The sequence below is a fragment of the Rhizobium sp. BK491 genome (assembly GCF_014194925.1).
Lineage (GTDB): Bacteria > Pseudomonadota > Alphaproteobacteria > Rhizobiales > Rhizobiaceae > Rhizobium.
Window position 1 is genome coordinate 203,267 of sequence record NZ_JACIAR010000001.1, and the last position, 20,167, is coordinate 223,433.

19 protein-coding genes are annotated in these 20,167 nt (G+C 60.0%); 15 read left to right on the forward strand and 4 right to left on the reverse strand.

Translation table 11 applies throughout. The features are described from left to right. Positions 1-137: 137 nt before the first annotated feature. Positions 138-731 (forward strand): AAA family ATPase, encoded by a 594-nt coding sequence (locus FHX05_RS01115; protein ID WP_183870430.1) that lies wholly within the window; start codon positions 138-140, stop codon positions 729-731. Between the two features lie 9 nt (positions 732-740). Continuing rightward, positions 741-1,187: a type II toxin-antitoxin system RatA family toxin gene (locus tag FHX05_RS01120; protein ID WP_112338338.1), complete on the forward strand. Its 447-nt coding sequence runs from the start codon at positions 741-743 to the stop codon at positions 1,185-1,187. Between the two features lie 12 nt (positions 1,188-1,199). Here the strand turns inward: FHX05_RS01120 and FHX05_RS01125 are convergent, their stop codons facing one another. After that, positions 1,200-1,694: a CinA family protein gene (locus FHX05_RS01125; protein ID WP_210294788.1), complete on the reverse strand. Its 495-nt coding sequence runs from the start codon at positions 1,692-1,694 to the stop codon at positions 1,200-1,202. Then, a complete protein-coding gene (locus tag FHX05_RS01130; protein ID WP_183870431.1) occupies positions 1,694-2,914 on the reverse strand; it encodes a bifunctional 2-C-methyl-D-erythritol 4-phosphate cytidylyltransferase/2-C-methyl-D-erythritol 2,4-cyclodiphosphate synthase in 1,221 nt (406 codons plus the stop codon). The genes FHX05_RS01125 and FHX05_RS01130 overlap by 1 nt, the downstream gene beginning before the upstream one ends. 220 nt (positions 2,915-3,134) lie before the next feature. Between FHX05_RS01130 and dusB the strand changes: the two genes are divergently transcribed. The 8 genes from dusB to hflX all read left to right on the forward strand — a co-directional run bounded on the left by dusB (position 3,135) and on the right by hflX (position 13,352). After that, positions 3,135-4,163 (forward strand): tRNA dihydrouridine synthase DusB, encoded by a 1,029-nt coding sequence (dusB, locus tag FHX05_RS01135; RefSeq protein WP_183870432.1) that lies wholly within the window; start codon positions 3,135-3,137, stop codon positions 4,161-4,163. Beyond that, a complete protein-coding gene (locus FHX05_RS01140; RefSeq protein WP_015339827.1) occupies positions 4,160-5,317 on the forward strand; it encodes a nitrogen regulation protein NR(II) in 1,158 nt (385 codons plus the stop codon). Before dusB ends, FHX05_RS01140 begins: the two co-directional genes overlap by 4 nt. After that, a complete protein-coding gene (gene ntrC / locus FHX05_RS01145) occupies positions 5,314-6,765 on the forward strand; it encodes a nitrogen regulation protein NR(I) (RefSeq protein ID WP_183715181.1) in 1,452 nt (483 codons plus the stop codon). Before FHX05_RS01140 ends, ntrC begins: the two co-directional genes overlap by 4 nt. A gap of 283 nt (positions 6,766-7,048) precedes the next feature. Beyond that, complete coding sequence (locus FHX05_RS01150) at positions 7,049-9,322, forward strand: PAS domain-containing sensor histidine kinase (protein ID WP_183870433.1); 2,274 nt, start codon at positions 7,049-7,051, stop codon at positions 9,320-9,322. Further along, positions 9,312-10,676: a sigma-54 dependent transcriptional regulator gene (locus FHX05_RS01155; protein ID WP_015339830.1), complete on the forward strand. Its 1,365-nt coding sequence runs from the start codon at positions 9,312-9,314 to the stop codon at positions 10,674-10,676. The genes FHX05_RS01150 and FHX05_RS01155 overlap by 11 nt, the downstream gene beginning before the upstream one ends. Positions 10,677-10,725: 49 nt before the next feature. Then, the gene (locus FHX05_RS01160; RefSeq protein ID WP_183715185.1) at positions 10,726-11,589 is read left to right on the forward strand and encodes a D-amino-acid transaminase; all 864 of its coding nucleotides are present in this window, start codon (positions 10,726-10,728) and stop codon (positions 11,587-11,589) included. Positions 11,590-11,696: 107 nt separating this feature from the next. Further along, positions 11,697-11,939, forward strand: coding sequence for an RNA chaperone Hfq (gene hfq / locus FHX05_RS01165; RefSeq protein WP_003539403.1), 243 nt, complete (start codon positions 11,697-11,699; stop codon positions 11,937-11,939). A 78-nt stretch (positions 11,940-12,017) separates the two neighbouring features. Continuing rightward, on the forward strand, positions 12,018-13,352 hold the full coding sequence (gene hflX, locus FHX05_RS01170) for a GTPase HflX (RefSeq protein WP_183870434.1): 1,335 nt from the start codon (positions 12,018-12,020) through the stop codon (positions 13,350-13,352). A gap of 7 nt (positions 13,353-13,359) precedes the next feature. Here the strand turns inward: hflX and mazG are convergent, their stop codons facing one another. Then, positions 13,360-14,208 (reverse strand): nucleoside triphosphate pyrophosphohydrolase, encoded by an 849-nt coding sequence (mazG, locus tag FHX05_RS01175; RefSeq protein ID WP_183871159.1) that lies wholly within the window; start codon positions 14,206-14,208, stop codon positions 13,360-13,362. A 22-nt stretch (positions 14,209-14,230) separates the two neighbouring features. Continuing rightward, complete coding sequence (locus tag FHX05_RS01180; protein WP_183870435.1) at positions 14,231-14,818, reverse strand: nucleoside deaminase; 588 nt, start codon at positions 14,816-14,818, stop codon at positions 14,231-14,233. Between the two features lie 295 nt (positions 14,819-15,113). Here FHX05_RS01180 and cysG point away from each other — a divergent pair, with 295 nt between their 5' ends. From cysG to FHX05_RS01205, 5 genes are all read left to right on the forward strand, one after another. After that, complete coding sequence (gene cysG, locus FHX05_RS01185) at positions 15,114-16,550, forward strand: siroheme synthase CysG (RefSeq protein ID WP_183870436.1); 1,437 nt, start codon at positions 15,114-15,116, stop codon at positions 16,548-16,550. 3 nt (positions 16,551-16,553) lie between these two features. Further along, on the forward strand, positions 16,554-16,868 hold the full coding sequence (locus FHX05_RS01190; protein ID WP_015339836.1) for a DUF2849 domain-containing protein: 315 nt from the start codon (positions 16,554-16,556) through the stop codon (positions 16,866-16,868). A 17-nt stretch (positions 16,869-16,885) separates the two neighbouring features. Further along, a complete protein-coding gene (locus tag FHX05_RS01195; RefSeq protein ID WP_112610245.1) occupies positions 16,886-18,565 on the forward strand; it encodes a nitrite/sulfite reductase in 1,680 nt (559 codons plus the stop codon). Between the two features lie 11 nt (positions 18,566-18,576). Next, the gene (locus FHX05_RS01200) at positions 18,577-19,089 is read left to right on the forward strand and encodes a DUF934 domain-containing protein (protein ID WP_183870437.1); all 513 of its coding nucleotides are present in this window, start codon (positions 18,577-18,579) and stop codon (positions 19,087-19,089) included. 245 nt (positions 19,090-19,334) lie between these two features. Further along, positions 19,335-20,147 carry a ferredoxin--NADP reductase gene (locus FHX05_RS01205; protein ID WP_183870438.1) on the forward strand — a complete coding sequence of 271 codons (813 nt, stop codon included), beginning with the start codon at positions 19,335-19,337 and terminating at the stop codon, positions 20,145-20,147. Positions 20,148-20,167: the final 20 nt, after the last annotated feature.

Sequence of the window (20,167 nt, forward strand, 5' to 3'; positions counted from 1 at the left end):
CCTCGATCTGGCCAAGGGATCCTTACCACGGTTTTCGCGTGCTCTGCCACAGGATCGTCATCCGCTTGATTTAGGAAGCACGCCAGCCGTTTGTTGCCCGTACCGGCGCCCGTCAAGATCGAATATGGAGCCGAATCGTGGAGCAGATCGTCGCGCCGCAAGCGCTTGTCCGTGTCGTTAATATCGAAGAGGCGGCTGCGCTTGTCAAAAAGGCGAACCGAATCCTCGTCATGGGCTGCTCCGGCGGCGGCAAGTCGACCCTGTCGCAGAAGATCGCCACACACGTCGGCCTTGCCTATGTCTCGATCGATCGCGACGTTTTGTGGCTGCCAGGCTGGGTTCAGCGCGACAAGGCTGAGCAGCGCGCCATCATCGTTGCCAAAGTGCAGGGCGAGCGATGGATTATGGACGGGACCAATCCCTCGACATTCGATGTGCGTCTGCCACGCGCGGACTTGGTCATATGGGTGAGGATGCCTCGCGTACTATGCATCTGGGGTGCCGTTTCTCGCTGGATCAAATGGATGGGCCGCACGCGACCGGAGATGGCGCCTGGCTGCATAGAAAAAATCGATTGGGAGTTCCTGCGCTTCATCTGGACATTTGAAGAAAAATTCACGCCGCGGGTTCTTGCCGGTCTTGCCGAGCACGGTCCTGATGTCCCCGTTTTGCAGCTGAAATCCCGCGGCGAAATGCGTCAGCTCCTTGATCTTCTTGGCCGTCCTGCTTAATTGCGGCTCATGCCTCAATTCGAAACCCATCGCCCCGTTCCGCATTCGCCAGACCAGATGTTCGACCTCGTCGCCGATGTGGAGCGCTATCCGGAATTCCTGCCGCTTTGCGAGGCGCTGACGATCCGCAGCCGCAAGGAGCGTGACGGCAAGAGCCTGCTGGTTGCCGATATGACGGTCGGCTATAAGGCCATCCGCGAGACGTTCACCACACAGGTGCTGCTGAACAAAGCGGAGCGCGCGATCGACGTGAAATACATCGATGGACCGTTTAAATATCTCGATAATCGCTGGCGCTTTGCGCCCTCTGAAAACGGCGGCTGCAGTATCGATTTCTTTATCGATTACGAGTTCAAGAGCCGCATCCTCGGCGCCTTGATGGGATCGATGTTCGATCGGGCTTTCCGCATGTTCACGGATGCCTTCGAGACGCGCGCGAACAAGATCTATGCTTGAAGCTACGCCCGGTCACTGACCGAGCATGACGAGCATCTCCAGCGCCGTCTTCAACGTAGCGAGCCGAACCTTGTCGCGGCCGATGTCGCCATAGCGCATTTCGTGATGGAGGAGCGCGCCGCTGCGAGCCTTGGCGGCGAGGTGGACGAGCCCGACCGGCTTTTCTGCCGAACCGCCACCGGGGCCGGCGATACCCGTAACCGCTACGGCGAAATCAGCCCGGGAGCGGAAGAGGGCGCCATGGACCATCTGCAGCGCCGCTTCCTTTGAAACCGCGCCGAACTGCGTAAGCGTCTGCTCCTGAACGCCGAGCATCTCCATCTTGGCAGTGTTGGTGTAGGTGACGAAGCCGCGATCGAGGACGGCGGATGAGCCGGGAATTTCCGTCAGAGCGCCGGCGATCAGCCCGCCGGTGCAGGATTCGGCTGTCGCGACCATCCAGCTTTTTGCTGTGAAATCCGTCACGATAGTTTGCGCGAGCGCGATAATCTCATCGGGAAAATGCATTATGCCTTGCCTCCGCGATAAACGACGGTGGCGGTCGCGATGGCCGCTATGCCTTCACGGCGGCCGACGAAGCCGATCTTCTCGTTTGTCGTCGCCTTAACCGAGCAGCGATCGATGCTGATGCCCAGAAACTCCGAGAGCCTGGCCCGCATGGTGTCGCGATGCGGCCCGACCTTCGGCGCCTCGGCGATCAGCGAGACATCGGCATTCATGATGGTGCCGCCGCGTTCGCGAACGATCTTTGCCGCATGCTCGATGAAGATGCGCGACGGAGCGCCCTTCCATTGCGGATCGGAGGGCGGGAAATGATCGCCGATATCGCCGGCGCCGCAGGTGGCGAGCAGCGCGTCCGTCAGGGCATGCAGGGCGACATCGGCGTCCGAGTGCCCCTTCAGCTTCTGGTGGTGGGGAATGAAGACGCCGCAAAGAGTGACGCCATCGCCCGGCTCCAGCTGGTGGACGTCATAGCCGTTGCCGGTGCGCACATCAGGCAGCAGGCCGGCGCCGAGCTTTTCATCGGCCATGGCAATATCCCTTTTGATTGTAAGTTTTACGTTGTCGGCGCTGCCGATCACTAATGTCACCGGTAGCTTACACCATTCCGCGATTGCCGCATCGTCCGTGAAATCGGTTCTGCCATCGGCAGCGGCTTTTTCATGGGCGTCGAGAATATCGGCGAAACGGAAGGATTGCGGCGTCTGCGCGGCGTGCAACCCGGTGCGGGGAATCGTGTCGACGACTAGTCCATCGGTATTGCCGCGCTTCAGCGTGTCTGTGACGGGCATAGCTGGCAGCACGGCCCGCGCACCGTCTGCAAGCGCTGCGGCGACACGATCCAGCAGATCATGATCGAAGAAGGGGCGTACGGCATCGTGGATCATCACATGCGTGACGCCGCTGTCTTTCAAAGCGCGCAGCCCGGCAAGCACGGACTGCTGGCGAGTCGCCCCACCGAAGGCGATCTTGATCTCAGGCAGGCCTGAAACCTGTTCCAGAGCCGCACGCAGCAGCTTCTCATCGTCGCGATGGATGACGACGACGATTTTCGATGCCTGCGGCCATGTCACGAATCTTTCAAGCGTATGCGCAATAACCGCTCTGCCGCCGATCGGACGATATTGCTTGGGGCCTTCTTCCGGAGAACCCGCCCGTTCGCCGCGCCCGGCGGCCACGATGACGATTCCCACCGACAACGGTTGCTTTGAATGCATTTGCGTCATAAATCCCCGAAGATGAAAGGCTCCGTCTCGGCATGGCTTTGAAAAGCGTAGAGCTTTCTTTTGAACAAGCACATGCTAAATAGTTCGCCAAAACGGGACCCTGCTCAAGCAGGGTCTATCGCCTCAACTGAGTATTTTCCAGCATCTGCCCAAAAAATATCGGGATTCTTCGAAACCCCTTGGCAAACTTTCAAAGCGTGTCTAAAAATAGTGCAGACGTATGGTGTGCCCGAAAGATAATCATTTGCTGTCTTCCAAGCTTGCAGCCCCATTTTCCATCGGTTCCGTATCCATCCGGAATCGTGTGATCCTGGCACCGATGTCGGGCGTGACCGATCTGCCTTTCCGGCAGCTTGCCTTGCGCTATGGCGCCGGTCTGGTCGTTACCGAAATGGTCGCAAGCCGCGAGCTCGTGCAGGATACGGCTGAATCCTGGGCGCGTCTGAGAAGCGCAGGGCTGAAGCCGCATATGGTGCAGCTTGCCGGCCGCGAGGCGCATTGGATGGCCGAGGCTGCAAAGATCGCCACGAACAATGGCGCCGATATCATCGATATCAATATGGGCTGCCCCGCCAAGAAGGTGATTGGCGGCTATTCCGGCTCGGCACTGATGCGCGATCCGGATCATGCGCTGACATTGATCGAAGCGACGGTCCGTGCGGTGAACATTCCCGTCACGCTGAAGATGCGGCTCGGCTGGGACGAGAATTCCATCAATGCGCCTTATATCGCGCGCCGGGCCGAAGAGGCCGGAATTCAGCTCGTCACCATTCACGGCCGCACGCGCATGCAATTCTATGAGGGCAGGGCGGATTGGAATGCCATCCGCGCCGTGCGCGATGTTGTCTCCATCCCGCTTGTTGCCAATGGCGATGTCGAAACGGCTGAGGACGCCGAGGAAATTTTGCGCCGCTCCGGTGCCGATGCCGTCATGATCGGCCGTGGCTGCCAGGGCCGCCCGTGGCATGCGGGCGTGTTGGCCGGTCATCGCGAGCCAAGCCGCCAGGAGATCGTCGAGATCGCTCTCGAACACTATCGGATGATGCTGGAATTCTACGGCGAAACGGTCGGCATTCGCCATGCGCGCAAGCATCTCTCCTGGTATCTCGACCGCTACGCGTCGGCAACGGCAGGTACCGACAAGGCAAAAATTATGACGTCGAAAGATAGCGGCGAAGTGGCTGCATCCTTCCGTGCCGCGCTGCAGGCCGGCGCCAATCTCGCCCAATGCGTTCAGGAGGCTGCATGACTTCGAAATCCAGCTCCGGCGCCGGTGATACCGCGGCCAACTCTGTCGCCATGGCGGTTCTCAATGCAATCCAGAATCCCGTCGTCATGGTCGACGAGGCGGGTTTGATTGCTTTCGCCAACTGGGAGGCGGAGGCCTTCTTCGGCGCCAGCGCATCGCATCTGTCGCGCTACAAGATTTCGACGTTCATTCCGTTCGGCAGCCCCTTGCTGGCGTTGATCGATCAGGTGCGGGAGCGCCGCGCGCCGGTCAACGAATATCGCGTCGATCTGAGTTCGCCGCGCCTGGGACAGGACAAGCTGGTGGATATTTATGTTGCGCCGATTTCCAGCGACCCCGGCTCCGTGGTGGTGGTGTTCCAGGAACGCTCCATGGCGGACAAGATCGACCGGCAGCTGACGCATCGCGCCGCCGCCCGCTCGGTCACAGGCCTTGCCTCCATGTTGGCGCATGAGATCAAGAATCCGCTGTCGGGCATCCGCGGCGCCGCACAGCTGCTGGAGCAATCGGTCGAAGACGACGATCGCGCGCTGACGCGCCTTATCTGCGACGAGACGGACCGTATCGTCTCGCTGGTCGACCGCATGGAAGTTTTCTCCGACGAGCGGCCCGTCGATCGCGTCCCCGTCAACATCCACTCCGTGCTCGATCATGTGAAGGCCGTCGCCAAGGCAGGCTTTGCCCGCAACATCAAGATCTCAGAGAATTACGACCCCTCGCTGCCGGCGGTTTTCGCAAACCGGGATCAGCTCGTACAGGTCTTTCTCAATCTGGTGAAGAACGCTGCTGAAGCGGTGGGTGATCGTCAGGATGGCGAGATCATGCTGACAACGGCCTATCGTCCCGGCATCAGGCTCTCGGTTGCCGGCACGCGCGAGAAGATCTCGCTGCCGCTGGAATTCTGCGTCATCGACAATGGCCCGGGCGTGCCGGCCGATCTCGTGCCGCATCTCTTCGATCCGTTCATCACGACCAAGACGAACGGAACCGGGCTCGGCCTTGCGCTGGTCGCCAAGATCATCGGCGACCACGGCGGCATCGTCGAATGCGACAGCCAGAACCATCGCACCACTTTCCGTGTTTTGATGCCTGCCTCCAAAGGCATCACCTCAGAAGATGCCCCACTTCCGAACTCTACAGGGACTACTCGATGACAGCCACGATCCTTGTCGCCGATGACGATGCGGCTATCCGCACCGTGCTCAACCAGGCTTTGAGCCGCGCGGGTTACGATGTACGCATCACATCGAACGCTGCCACGCTCTGGCGTTGGGTCTCCGCCGGCGAAGGCGACCTTGTCGTAACCGACGTCGTCATGCCCGACGAAAACGCATTCGACCTGCTGCCGCGCATCAAAAAGGCGAGGCCGGATCTGCCTGTTCTGGTCATGAGCGCACAGAATACGTTCATGACGGCGATCAAGGCATCGGAGAAGGGCGCCTACGACTATCTCCCGAAGCCTTTCGACCTGACCGAGCTGATCGCAATCGTCGGTCGCGCGCTGTCGGAGCCGAAGCGCAAGCCGGCAAAGATTGAAGACGACATGCAGGATGGGATGCCGCTCGTCGGCCGCTCCGCCGCAATGCAGGAAATCTACCGCGTGCTCGCACGCCTGATGCAGACAGATTTGACGCTGATGATCACTGGCGAATCCGGTACCGGCAAGGAACTGGTGGCGCGTGCCCTGCATGACTACGGCAAGCGCCGTAACGGCCCCTTTGTGGCCATCAACATGGCTGCCATCCCGCGCGACCTGATCGAATCCGAACTGTTCGGCCACGAGAAGGGCGCCTTCACCGGTGCGCAGACCCGTTCGACGGGCCGCTTCGAGCAGGCCGAAGGCGGCACGCTGTTCCTCGACGAAATCGGCGATATGCCGATGGATGCGCAGACGCGCCTGCTGCGCGTGCTGCAGCAGGGCGAATATACCACCGTTGGCGGCCGCACCCCGATCCGCACCGATGTCCGCATCGTCGCCGCCACCAACAAGGACCTGAAGCAGGCGATTAATCAGGGCCTCTTCCGCGAGGATCTCTATTACCGCCTCAACGTCGTGCCGCTGCGCCTGCCGCCGCTGCGCGACCGCGCCGAGGACATCCCGGATCTCGTGCGTCATTTCATCCAGCAGGCCGAGAAGGAGGGGCTGGGTTCCAAGCGTTTCGATCAGGAAGCGCTCGAACTCATGAAGGCCTATCCCTGGCCGGGCAACGTCCGCGAGCTGGAAAATCTTATCCGCCGGCTGATGGCGCTTTATCCGCAGGATGTCATCACAAAGGAGATCATCGACGCGGAGCTGCGCGCCGACGTGCCCGACAGCCCGATCGAAAAAGGGCCGGTCCGCACCGGCTCCATGACTATTGCGCAGGCGGTGGAAGAGAATATGCGGACCTATTTCGCCAGTTTCGGCGAGAACCTGCCGCCCCCGGGTCTCTACGACCGCGTATTGACGGAGATGGAATATCCGCTGATTCTCGCCGCCCTGACCGCGACACGCGGCAATCAGATCAAGGCGGCCGATCTTTTGGGTCTCAACCGCAATACGCTGCGTAAAAAGATCAGAGAACTGGGTGTTTCGGTTTACAGAAGTTCCCGAACGGCTTGACAACGCGAGCCGATGCGTTGCATTTTCGCCACAATGCGTTGCTTAAAGGTCACGCAGTTGATTCGTCGTTTTTGCAGTGGCGATTCGTCTGGCCAGCTCTCCCAAAGGCAAGAGTTAGTCTGATTTTTCAGCTATTTGCAGTGATGACCTGAAGTAAGGGTTTCGCTCCTTAGCGAAACCGGACGACAGTTCCCGCCTCTGCCTGTCACTCGCATGAAGGTCGTAATTGGCCGTGCATTTGACCAGGGCGCCGACCGTCGCTCGGGCGTGGAGATTGATGGGAATGATACAGGACGCGGTGTCGCCGGCGGCGAGCGACGAGACGGTTGTCAAGGTGACGGATCGTCGTGCTTCCTTTGCCCTACCTGGTCTGATCCTGGCCGGCGGCGCGCTTTTGTGCGCCATTGCGACCTTGCTGATGCTTCTCGGGCTGACGCCAGTCGCCCCGACATCATCCGTCGTTTTCACCTCGGTCGTTATCAACGGACTTTTCGTCCTGGGTCTGATCGCTCTGATCGCCCGAGAGGTGGCGCGCCTGATGAAGGCACGCAGCCGTGGTCGCGCGGCGGCCCGCCTGCATATCCGCATCGTCGTTCTGTTCTCGATCGTCGCGATCACGCCGGCCATTCTCGTTGCCATCGTTGCCAGCCTGACGCTCAATGTCGGCCTGGATCGCTGGTTCGGCGTGCGCACGCAGCAGATCATCAGCTCCTCGCAGAACGTCGCGCAGGCCTATCTGATGGAGAATGCGAGTTATCTGCAAGGGCAGACCGTATCGATGGCGAACGATCTGGAGCGCAACCGTTCGCTCTTCAATCTCGATCGCACCGGCTTTGCCGACTTGATGACCCGTCAGGCACGCGGGCGCGGCTTGCTGGGTGCATTTCTCGTGCGCCGCGACGGCAGCGCCATCGTCCAGGCCGAGATCAAGACCGAACGTCCGCTGCCGGCCATTCCAAAAGACGCGCTTGATTCTTCGGCGAACGGGCAACCGACTCTCATCCCGCCTGGCGTGACCAATCTTGTCGGCGCTGTCATCAAGCTCGATGAAATACCCGGCGCGTTTCTCTACACCGTTCGGGCGGTCGACCCGCGCGTCATGAATGCGATGCGGATGGTGGAGGACAATACCGTCGAGTACAAGGCGATGGAAGAAGGGCGCATGTCGCTCCAGATCGCTTTTGCCGTTCTTTATATCGGCTTTGCTCTCATCGTACTTCTGGCGGCGATCTGGACAGCCATCGCAATTGCCGATCGTATCGTCAGGCCCATCCGTCTCCTTATCAGCGCTGCGGATAACGTTGCCTCGGGGAACATGAACGTACTGGTGCCGGTACGCTCGGCTGACGGCGACGTCGGCAGCCTGTCGCGCACCTTTAACAAGATGATCTCGGAAATTCGCACGCAGCGCGATGAAATCCTTGAAGCGAAGGACGAGGTAGACGACCGACGCCGCTTCATCGAGGCCGTGCTGTCGGGGGTGACGGCGGCCGTGATCGGTGTCGAGCACGATCGGCGCATCACCATCGTCAATACTTCGGCTGAAGATCTACTGACGCTCAAGAGCGATGAGCTCATCGGCAAGAATCTGTCTGATATCTCACCAGAGGTCGATCAAGTCGTGACGGAAGCGACGACGCGCCATCGCAGCGATTTCCGCAAGCAGATCAGCCTTGTTCGCGGCGGAACGGTACGCACGCTCAGCGTTCAGGTAACGCGTGAGGAATCGCGCGATGCCAACGAGTCCTATGTCATCACACTCGATGACATTACCGATCTTGTCATAGCGCAACGCTCGACCGCCTGGGCCGATGTCGCCCGCCGCATTGCCCATGAGATCAAGAACCCGCTAACGCCCATTCAGCTGTCGGCCGAGCGTATCCGTCGCCGTTTCGGCAAGAACATCGCCGATGCCGACCGTTCTGTCTTCGACCAGTGCACGGATACGATCATCCGGCAGGTCGGTGATATCGGCCGCATGGTCGACGAGTTCTCCTCCTTCGCCCGCATGCCGAAGCCGACCATGGAGCCGACCGATCTGCGCGATATTCTGCGCGACGCCGTGTTCCTGCGCGAAATGGGCAATACACATGTCCAGTTCGGGCGTGAGCTGGGCGACGAACGGCTCGAGGGCATGTTCGATGCGCGAATGCTCGGCCAGGCCTTCGGCAATCTCATCAAGAATGCCGTCGAGGCAATCGAAGGCGTACCGAGCGACCAGGCTCGCGAGCAGCCGAAGATCCTCGTGCGCTCGTCGCTCGATCCGGATCGCGATCGCTTCACTGTCGACGTCATCGACAATGGCCGCGGCCTGCCGGTGGAAAACCGGCACAGCATTCTCGAACCCTATATGACGATGCGCGAGAAGGGCACGGGCCTTGGCCTCGCCATCGTCAAGAAGATCATTGAAGACCATGGCGGGCAGATCGAACTCCACGACGCGCCAGCCGATTTCGACCAGGGCAGGGGGGCCATGATCCGCGTGCATCTGCCGCGCCGTGAGCAAGCCGCCATCGCCCATACAGAAAATGACAAGGAAAGCGTCTATGGCATCTGATATTCTCGTAGTCGACGACGAGGAAGACATTCGCGAAATCGTTTCGGGAATTCTTTCGGATGAGGGCCACGAAACCCGCACCGCGCATGACAGCGACAGCGCGCTCGCCGCGATTTCCGATCGCGCGCCGCGGCTGATCTTCCTCGATATCTGGATGCAGGGCAGCAAGCTCGATGGTCTGGCGCTCTTGGATGAGATCAAGGCGCGCCATCCGGAGCTGCCCGTGGTCATGATTTCCGGTCACGGCAATATCGAGACGGCCGTCTCCGCCATCAAGCGCGGCGCTTTCGATTTCATCGAAAAGCCGTTCAAGGCCGATCGCCTCATCCTGATTGCAGAGCGCGCGCTCGAAAATTCCAAGTTGAAGCGCGAAGTCTCCGAGCTGAAGCGCCGCACGGGCGACGCCGTTGAATTGATCGGCACATCGGTAGCCGTGTCGCAGCTGCGCCAGACCATCGACAAGGTTTCTCCCACCAACAGCCGCATCATGATCTTCGGTCCATCGGGCTCCGGCAAGGAGCTTGTGGCCCGGATGATCCACAAGAAATCGACCCGGGCCAATGGCCCCTTCGTGGCGCTGAACGCCGCCACAATCACGCCGGAGCGCATGGAAATCGCCCTGTTCGGCACCGAAGGCTCGCCGGGGCAGGCGCGCAAGATCGGTGCCTTGGAAGAGGCCCATCGCGGCATCCTCTATCTCGACGAAGTCGGTGAAATGCCGCGCGAGACGCAGAACAAGATCCTGCGGGTGCTCGTTGACCAACAGTTCGAGCGTGTCGGCGGTTCCAAGCGGGTAAAGGTGGATGTGCGCATCATCTCGTCCACGGCCTACAATCTCGAGAGCCGCATTGCCGAGGGCCTGTTCCGCGAAGATCTCTATCACCGCCTAGCTGTCGTGCCCGTCCGCGTCCCGGCTCTTGCCGAGCGTCGGGAGGATATTCCCTTCCTCGTCGATCAGCTGATGCGCCAGATTTCGGAGCAGGCGGGCATCCGGCCGCGTCGCATCGGTGACGACGCCATGGCCGTGCTGCAGGCGCATGATTGGCCCGGCAACATCCGCCAGCTGCGCAACAATATCGAGCGGCTGATGATCCTGGCGCGCTCGGATGGGGCCGAGACACCGATCACCGCGGAAATGCTACCGACCGACCTCGGCGATATGCTGCCGAAGGTCTCCGCCAAGAATGATTACCACATCATGACATTGCCGCTGCGCGAAGCCCGCGAAATGTTCGAGCGCGATTATCTCATCGCTCAGATCAACCGGTTCGGCGGCAATATCTCGCGCACGGCGGAATTTGTAGGCATGGAACGCTCGGCACTCCATCGCAAGCTGAAGTCGTTGGGCGTCTGAACGGCCGCCCGACATTTCGAACATCACAGAATTCGGATCAGGGGCTTCTATGCCGAGAATAGCTTACGTCAACGGCCGCTATGTCAAGCACAGCGATGCCATGGTGCATATCGAGGATCGCGGCTATCAGTTCGCCGATGGCGTCTACGAGGTGTGCGAGGTTCGTCATGGCGTGATCGTCGACCTGACGCGCCATCTCGATCGCCTCAACCGTTCGCTGGGCGAGCTGCGCATCGCCTGGCCGATGACGCGCCAGGCATTGGTTCTCGTGATTCGCGAGACTTTGCGCCGCAACCATGTCCGCGACGGCCTATTCTATCTACAGGTGACGCGCGGCGTTGCCCGTCGCGATCACGTCTTCCCGCCGGCCGGCACGCCATCCTCGATCGTCGTCACCGCCAAGAGCACCGATCAGTCCGTGATCGCCAAGAAGAACGCCAATGGCATCAAGGCGATCACCGTCCGCGACAACCGCTGGGATCGCGTGGATATCAAGTCGGTCGGACTGCTTCCGAACGCGATGGCCCGTCAGCAGGCCAAGGAGGCCGGCGCGCAGGAGGCGATCTATATCGATCACAATGGCATGGTGAAGGAAGGTGCGGCGACCAACGTCTGGATCGTCGATCACGACGGGAATCTCGTCACCCGCCCGGCCGAACACGGCATCCTGCGCGGCATCACCCGCACGACGCTGATGGACGTTGCAGCCAAGCTCGACGTGACGATCGTCGAGCGATTCTTCTCGGTCGAAGAGATGATGAAGGCCCGCGAAGTCTTCATCACGGCGGCGACAAGTATCTGTTTTCCGGTCGTTTCTATCGATGGAGAGACGATAGCGAACGGTCATCCGGGCAGCATGTCACAGAAAATTCGTGAAGCCTTTTTCGACGTTGCGGAAAAGACTGCGATTTGATACCAACATTCGCTGGGGGGAGAGAATGAGGGTATCTCCCGTCCGGGACCTCTGTATACCATGACATTCAACCGGCTCAGGTCGGCAAAAAAGAAAGAAGCGGCGCGATGGCGGAACGTTCTCAGAACTTGCAGGACTTGTTTCTCAATACTGTTCGCAAGCAAAAGATTTCACTCACAATTTTCTTGATTAACGGCGTGAAGCTCACAGGTGTCGTAACCTCATTCGACAATTTCTGCGTCCTGCTCCGCCGCGATGGCCATTCGCAGCTCGTCTACAAGCATGCGATCTCGACGATCATGCCGGGTCAGCCGATGCAGATGTTCGAGAGCGAAGAAGCCGCATCCTAACTGGGACTTGCCGTTATCACGACACGCGATACCAAAAATGATTCCCTCATCCCGGAGACCGTAAAACACCGGGATGACATGCGCGCTGTTGTCGTCGTGCCTGTGCTGAAACAGGCGCGCGCCGCGCGTTCCTCTCAAGCCGACAGTGCCATCTCCGTTTCACGCCCGCCCGAAAGCCGACTGGAAGAGGCAAAGGGGCTTGCGCTGGCCATCGATCTCGATGTCGTCAACGGCTCAATCGTTCCCATCAACGATCCGCGGCCGGCAACGCTGCTCGGGACCGGCAAGATCGAAGAGATTCGCGCGCTGCTCGACGAGTTCAACGCCGGCCTCGTCATCGTCGATCATCCGTTGACGCCGGTACAGCAGCGCAATCTTGAAAAGGCTTGGAACGCCAAGGTCATCGACCGCACCGGCCTCATTCTCGAAATCTTCGGCCGCCGCGCCTCCACCAAGGAGGGTACGCTGCAGGTCGAGCTTGCGCATCTGAACTACCAGAAGGGCCGATTGGTTCGAAGCTGGACCCACCTTGAACGCCAGCGCGGCGGTGCCGGCTTCATGGGCGGCCCGGGTGAAACCCAGATCGAAGCCGACCGGCGCATGCTGCAGGAACGGATCATCCGGCTGGAGCGCGAGCTGGAACAGGTGGTTCGCACCCGCCAGCTTCATCGCGCCAAACGCAAGAAGGTGCCGCATCCGATTGTGGCTCTCGTCGGCTATACCAATGCCGGCAAGTCGACGCTCTTCAATCGCATTACCGGCGCCGGCGTGCTCGCGGAAGACATGCTGTTTGCGACGCTCGATCCGACGCTGCGCCGCATGAAGCTGCCGCATGGCCGCACGGTCATTCTCTCAGATACTGTTGGCTTCATCTCCGACCTGCCGACTCATCTGGTGGCCGCGTTTCGCGCAACGCTGGAAGAGGTGCTGGAAGCCGACCTGATCCTGCATGTCCGTGATCTCTCGGATGACGACAATCAGGCCCAGAGCGCTGACGTGATGCGCATTCTCGGCGATCTCGGCATTGGCGAGGCCGAAGGCGCCGAGCGCATCCTTGAGGTCTGGAACAAGATCGACCGCCTGGAGCCGGAAGCTCACGATGCCATCGTCCAGAAGGCGTCGACCGCGGAAAACGTCATTGCCGTCTCAGCGATAACAGGCGAGGGCGTCGATCGTCTGATGGATGAAATCAGCCGGCGCCTTTCCGGCGTGCTGACGGAAACGACGATCACCTTGCCCGTCGAAAAGCTGGCGCTGCTGCCCTGGCTTTACAATCACGCCATCGTCGATAACCGCGAGGACAATGAGGATGGCACGGTGACGCTCGACGTCCGACTCACAGAGACCGAAGCGGCTGAATTGGAGCGGCGCATGGGCAACGGCCCGAAGCCGCAACGCGAAGATTGGGAATAGACGGCTTTTACGCCGACTTGACACCTGCCAGCTGCCGCTCGATGGCCTTTGCTGACTGCCAGATTTCTTCCATCCGCTCCAGCGAGGCGCCTTCCAGCGTCTCGCCTTTAGCCTCGAGCGTTGTTTCGATGTGATGGAAGCGGCGGCGGAATTTGGTGTTCGTGCCGCGCAACGCCTGTTCGGGATCGGCGTTCACATGCCGGCCGATATTGACGACAGCAAAGATTAGATCGCCGAGTTCATCGCTGACCTTGGCCTTGTCGCCGCTTGCAAGCGCTGCCCGCAATTCGCCGATCTCCTCCTCGATCTTGTCGAGGATCGGCTCCGGCGCAGACCAATCGAAACCCACCTTGGCGGCGCGCTCCTGCAGTTTCAAGGCTTCGGTCAGGGCAGGGAAAGTCCGCTGCACCGAACCCAGGAAACCGGCCTTGAAATCTTCAGTGATACCGCTCGTGGCACGGCGTTCGGCGCGTTCCCGCTTCTCTTCGGCCTTGATCCGGTCCCATTGCAGCGTCACCGCATCCTCGGTCTTGGCATCGGAGACGGCAAAGACATGTGGATGGCGACGGATCATCTTGCGGGTAATGGCGTGCACGACATCACCGAAGGAAAATGCTCCGGCCTCCTCGGCGATTCGCGCGTGGAAGACGACCTGCAGCAGGAGATCGCCGAGCTCGTCGCAAATATCGTCGTTATCCTTGCGCTCGATCGCATCCGCGACCTCATAGGCCTCTTCGATCGTATAGGGCTTGATGGTTTCGAAGGTCTGGACGATGTCCCAGGGGCAACCGCTCTCCGGGTTTCGCAGCGCCGCCATGATGTCGATCAGACGGGAAATGTCTCGCGATGCTTCCATCATTGCCTCTGGTCTTGCTCTATCAATTCAAAGGGATGTCGTTGCCGCTCTTCGACGCCTGGTAGTTGTCGGAGAGATCGGCATAGGCCTGCTTGATACGCGCTGTCTGGTCTTTGAGCTCGCCTTTGCGTGGATCCGCTTCCGTCTCCACCAGGTCGGAGATGGCAAAACTGTTCCAGAATGCGTTTTGGCGACGATAGCCGCCCGGCTCCAGGCCGAAGACTTCCTTCAGGATCTTGAGATCGTGCGGGATTGCGAAGGCGTCCCGCGAATCCTCATGGCTAAAGAAATAGTAGAAATTATCGAAGCCGGCCCAGGTGATGGCGGACATGCACATGGTGCACGGCTCGTGCGTGGACAGGAAGATCAGATCCTTGGTCGCCGGCTTCTCGCCAAGCTCGTAGAAGCGTTTGAGGGTGTGAACCTCGCCATGCCAGAGCGGGTTTTCCAATTCATTGTTGGTTTCCGCAACGACCAGTGAGAGATCGGACTTCCGCAGGATGGCCGCGCCGAAAACCTTGTTGCCGGCAGCCACGCCTCTGCGGGTCAGGGGAAGGATGTCATGCTCGACGACATTGAGGAGGCGTGCAGCGATGCTATTGTCAGGCAAGGGTTTTCTCCAGCGATTTTCGCTGCAGTCTATCGGGATTGCAAATGCGGCGGTATGCGTAAATAACTTAAAGACTATGTTTGCCACAAGCAATAAAGCAGCTCGGCAATGGGGCTAAGTCATAAAAATCTATAAATTTTATAGGCTTATTGCGATCTGCTCGCCTGGTGAGTTTTGCTCAAATCCTTGGCATGTCGAGCAAAAGAATACGCGCATGCATGGGCATTAGAATTTCTGTTTCTTCAATCTCTTGGCCGCAGGGGCGATATTCGCTAAATCTTGAAGTGGAATAGTGATGCCTCCCAGGACTGAACAGCTTTCGGTGTTTCCCGCTTTCTTCCGCGTGGAAGGAAGGGTGGCGGCTGTCTTCGGTAATGGCGACGAGGCCTTTGCCAAGGTGCGACTGCTTTTGAACACGCAGGCGAAAGTCGTTGCCTTTACGCCGGCGCCCGAGGCTAACTATCATGCTTTCCTCATCGCCAACCAGATCGAAACTGTACGTGGCGATTTTTCACCCGATCAGGTCAAGGGCGCGACGCTCGTCTTTGCCGCCACTGGCGATGCCGAAGCAGATCGCGCTATCGTCGATGCGGCTCGCGCCGAGCGAGTTCCGGCAAACGCCGTCGATCAGCCCGATTATTGCGATTTCTATACGCCGGCGCTGGTCAACCGCGCGCCTGTTGCCGTTGCCATCGGCACCGAGGGTGCCGGACCTGTGCTGGCGCAGATGATCCGTGCGCAGATCGATCAGATGCTGTCGCCGTCGCTTGGCAAGCTTGCAGAATTGGCGACGCGCTTCCGTAAACCGGTCGATCGCCTCGTGCCGCGCGGCGTTGCTCGCCGCATCTTCTGGCGGGAGTTCTTTTCCGGATCCGTCGCCGACGCCGTCAATGCTGGCCATGTCGCGCAGGCGGAGCAGGCAGCCGATGAGCTGCTGCGGTCGTCACGTGAGGTCGAGGGTCGCGTATGGCTGGTCGGTGCCGGCCCTGGCGCCGAAGATCTGCTGACGCTGCGGGCGCAGCGCGTCATGATGGAAGCCGATGTCATCGTCTACGACGCGCTTGTGCCGCAGGCGATCGTCGACATGGGCCGCCGCGATGCCGAGCGCCTGTCCGTCGGCAAGCGCAAGGGATGCCATAGCAAGTCGCAGGAAGAGATCAACGATCTGCTGGTGCAGCTTGGCCGCGAAGGCAAGCGCGTCGTGCGGCTGAAGTCCGGCGATCCGCTGGTTTACGGCCGTGCCGGTGAGGAAATGGCGGCTCTGCGCGCTGCCGGCATGGGCTATGAGATCGTTCCGGGCATCACCTCGGCTTTCGCCGCCGCTGCCGATTTCGAGTTGCCGCTGACGCTGCGTGGCGTCGCCTCGTCGCTGGTCTTCACAACGGGTCACGATCTTACAGGTGATGTGCTGCCCGATTGGGCGAGTTTGGCCGTATCCGGCGCCACGATTGCGGTGTATATGGGACGTACGGTTGCCGCCTCCGTCGCCGGCCGTCTGATGCAGGCCGGTCTGCCGCCCGAGACGACCGTTGCCATCATCGAGAATGCGAGCCGGCGCGATCGCCGCCTGATGCACGGAATATTGCGGGATCTGCCCGATCTCGAACGCCGCGATGAGCTGGGTGGGCCGGTCATGGTCATTATCGGCGATGCCGTCGCCGGTGCGAATTTTGAACAATCCGAGCCGCTGGTCCGTCGCGAGACCGCTGCTCAAGACTACGCAAGGAACTGATTGATGGTCGACAAGGTTCTGACCGCAAACCGGCTCACCGATGGCGTCGCCGTCTGGCTGAACGCAAATGGCGAGTGGGTGACATCGCTGCAGGAGGCGCTTGTCGCTCGGCATGCCGAAGCGGAAGCCGCACTGGAAGCGATCGGCAAGCAGGCCTATGCTGACAACAAGGTTGTCGACGTCAATCTCATCGACGTGCAGGAAACCGGCGGCAAGCTTTGGCCGCTGCGCCTGCGCGAGCGCATCCGCGCCGAAGGCCCCACCATGGAATACGCGCCCGGCTATGCCGCCGCCGATCCCGATTTCATTGCAGTCTGAGAAGTCCCGAGGAAGTCATGTATCGTTACGATGAATTCGACCACGCCTTTGTTGCGGAACGGGTTGCCCAGTTTCGCGATCAGGTGGAGCGACGCCTCTCGGGGGAGCTTTCGGAAGACGCCTTCAAGCCGCTACGCCTGATGAACGGCGTCTATCTGCAGCTGCACGCCTATATGCTGCGCATCGCCATTCCCTATGGCACGCTGAGCTCACGCCAGATGCGCATGCTCGCCCATGTCGCCCGCACTTATGACCGCGGCTATGGCCACTTCACCACGCGTCAGAACCTGCAGTTTAACTGGCCGAAGCTCTCCGAGATGCCGGACGCGCTGGCTGATCTCGCTTCGGTCGAGATGCACGCCATCCAGACCTCGGGCAACTGCATTCGCAACGTGACTGCCGACCATTTTGCCGGCGCCGCGGCCGACGAAGTCGCCGATCCCAGGCCTTATGCCGAAATCCTGCGCCAATGGTCCTCCGTTCATCCGGAGTTCTCCTTCCTGCCGCGTAAGTTCAAGATTGCCGTCACCGGCGCCGAGCGCGACCGTGCCGCCATTCAGGTGCATGATGTCGGCCTGCATCTGAAGAAAAACGACAAGGGCGAGATCGGTTTTGCTGTCTATGTCGGCGGCGGGCAGGGGCGTACGCCGCTGGTTGCCAAGCTGATCCGTGACTATTTGCCGGAAGCGGATCTTCTTTCCTACATCACCGCCATCATGCGCGTTTACAATCTGCATGGCCGCCGCGACAACAAGTACAAGGCGCGCATCAAGATCCTCGTGCATGAAACGGGCGCCGAGGAGCTGGCACGTCAGGTCGAAGTCGAGTTCGACAAGCTGCGAGACACCGAGCTGAAGCTGCCGGAAGCCGATGTCCAGGCCATCTCGGCCTATTTTGCGCCGCCGGCGCTGCCGGAGCGCCCTGAAGGCTGGGAAAGCCTGGCGCGCTGGAAGAAGGCCGATCCGGCCTTTGCCCGCTGGGTGCAGCAAAACGTGCAGCCGCACAAGAACCCCGATTACGGCATGGTGACAATCTCGCTGAAGCCGATCGGCGGCATTCCTGGCGATGCGACGGATGTCCAGATGGACGCTGTCGCCGATATCGCCGAGGAATATGCCTTCGACGAAATCCGTGTCAGCCATGAGCAGAATCTCATCCTGCCGCATGTTGCACTGGCAGATCTCGAAGCCGTCTATCGCGGCCTCGTCGCTATCGGCCTGGAGACGGCCAATGCCGGCCTGATCACGGATATTATCGCCTGTCCTGGCCTCGACTATTGCGCGCTTGCCAATGCGCGCTCCATTCCGGTTGCGCAGGAAATCTCTACGCGTTTCGGTTCGCCCGAGCGCCAGGCGGAGATCGGCGAGCTGAAGATCAAGATTTCCGGCTGCATCAATGCCTGTGGCCATCACCATGTCGGCCACATCGGTCTGCTCGGTGTGGAGAAGAAGGGCGCAGAACTCTATCAGATCACGCTCGGCGGCTCCGGCGACGAGAATACCTCGATCGGTGAGATCATCGGCCGCGGCTTCGAGCCCGACAAGGTGACCGACGCGATCGAGACCATCGTCGACACCTATCTCGGTCTTCGTCTGGATCCCTCCGAAACCTTCCTCGCCGCTTATCGCCGCGTCGGGCCGCAGCCGTTCAAGACCGCGCTTTACGGCGCGTCCTCGTCGGCAGCCGAAGCAGCGTAAGGAGATTGACCATGACCAAGATCTGGCGTGAAACAGGCTTCGTGGAGCATGATCCGTGGGTCATCGAGACTGACGAGGTCAAGGCAACCAAGGCGCAGAAGCCGCTGCTTGGCCTCGATGCGTTGATCGCAAAGGCGGAAGAGAGCAATGAGGCCGGCCTCGGCGTCGTCATCAAGCCAGCCGACGACGTGACACGGCTGCAGCCCTATCTCGATCGTCTCGATATCGTCGCGCTTGCTTTTCCGGCATTCAACGATGGCCGCGCCTTCAGCCATGCCTCGCTGCTGCGCCAACGCCTCGGCTACTTCAATGAGCTGCGCGCTGTCGGCGACGTGCTGATCGACCAGATTCCGCTGATGCTGCGCGTCGGCATTGATACTTTCTCGGTGACGAATGAAACAGCACTGAGGAGGTTGGCGGAGAACCGCCTTCCGGGCATTCCGCATTACTATCAGCCGACCGCGCGCCGCGCAGAAGGCGGGCAGGCCTATAGCTGGCGGCGATTGCCGGCAAAGTCGGCCTGATGTCGAAAGGCGGCCGTTGCGGCAATTTGATGGTGTCGGATTGCCGTATTCAAGCCTTTCGAATTATGTACGCTCGGTGATATGGAAACTTGACTGGAATAGGCATATTTCAGTCCCGTAACGTCGGTTGGAATGGAATGCCTTTCAAAACCGGCTATATTGTTATATCAGCGTCGCGAAATGAGCCTGCCAGGGAATACGTGCCCAGGAAGAACGCGTAAGACTAATACGGGATTCGAGACAGAATGAACGCCCCCGCAAAGACAGATGAATTTGCTTCAGCAGTACCCACCGGCGTCTTCGCCGAGAAGGTGCTGAGCGTCACGCATTATACCGATCGGCTCTTTCGCTTCACCATGACCCGGCCGCAGGGCTTCCGTTTCCGCTCGGGCGAGTTCGCCATGATCGGCCTCATGGTCGAGGGGAAGCCGCTTTATCGCGCCTATTCGATCGCGAGCCCTGCCTGGGCCGACGAGCTTGAATTCTTTTCCATCAAAGTGCCGGACGGTCCGCTGACCTCGCACCTGCAGAACATCAAGCCCGGCGACGAAGTGCTGATGCGCAAGAAGCCGACGGGCACGCTGGTTCTGGATGCGCTGACGCCTGGCCGTCGGCTCTATATGTTCTCGACCGGCACCGGAGTTGCGCCATTTGCGAGCCTTATCCGCGATCCGGAAACCTATGAAAAATTCGAGGAAGTCATCCTCACCCACACGACGCGCGATGTTGCCGAGCTGAAATACGGCTTCGATCTTGTCGAGGAAATCCGCAATGACGAAATCCTCAGCGAAGTCGTCGGCGATAAGCTGCGCCATTACGCGACCGTCACCCGCGAGGAATTCCCCTTCAAGGGCCGCATCACCGATCTTATCGAAAACGGCAAGCTTTTCAGCGACCTCGGCGTACCGCCGCTGGATCCCGCGATCGATCGCGGCATGATCTGCGGCTCCTCCGCCATGCTGAAGGACACCAAGGGCCTGCTCGAAAAGGCCGGCCTGAACGAAGGTGCCAACAACAAGCCGGCCGAGTTCGTCATCGAACGCGCTTTCGTCGGTTAAGTGAATTGTTCCAATGCAAA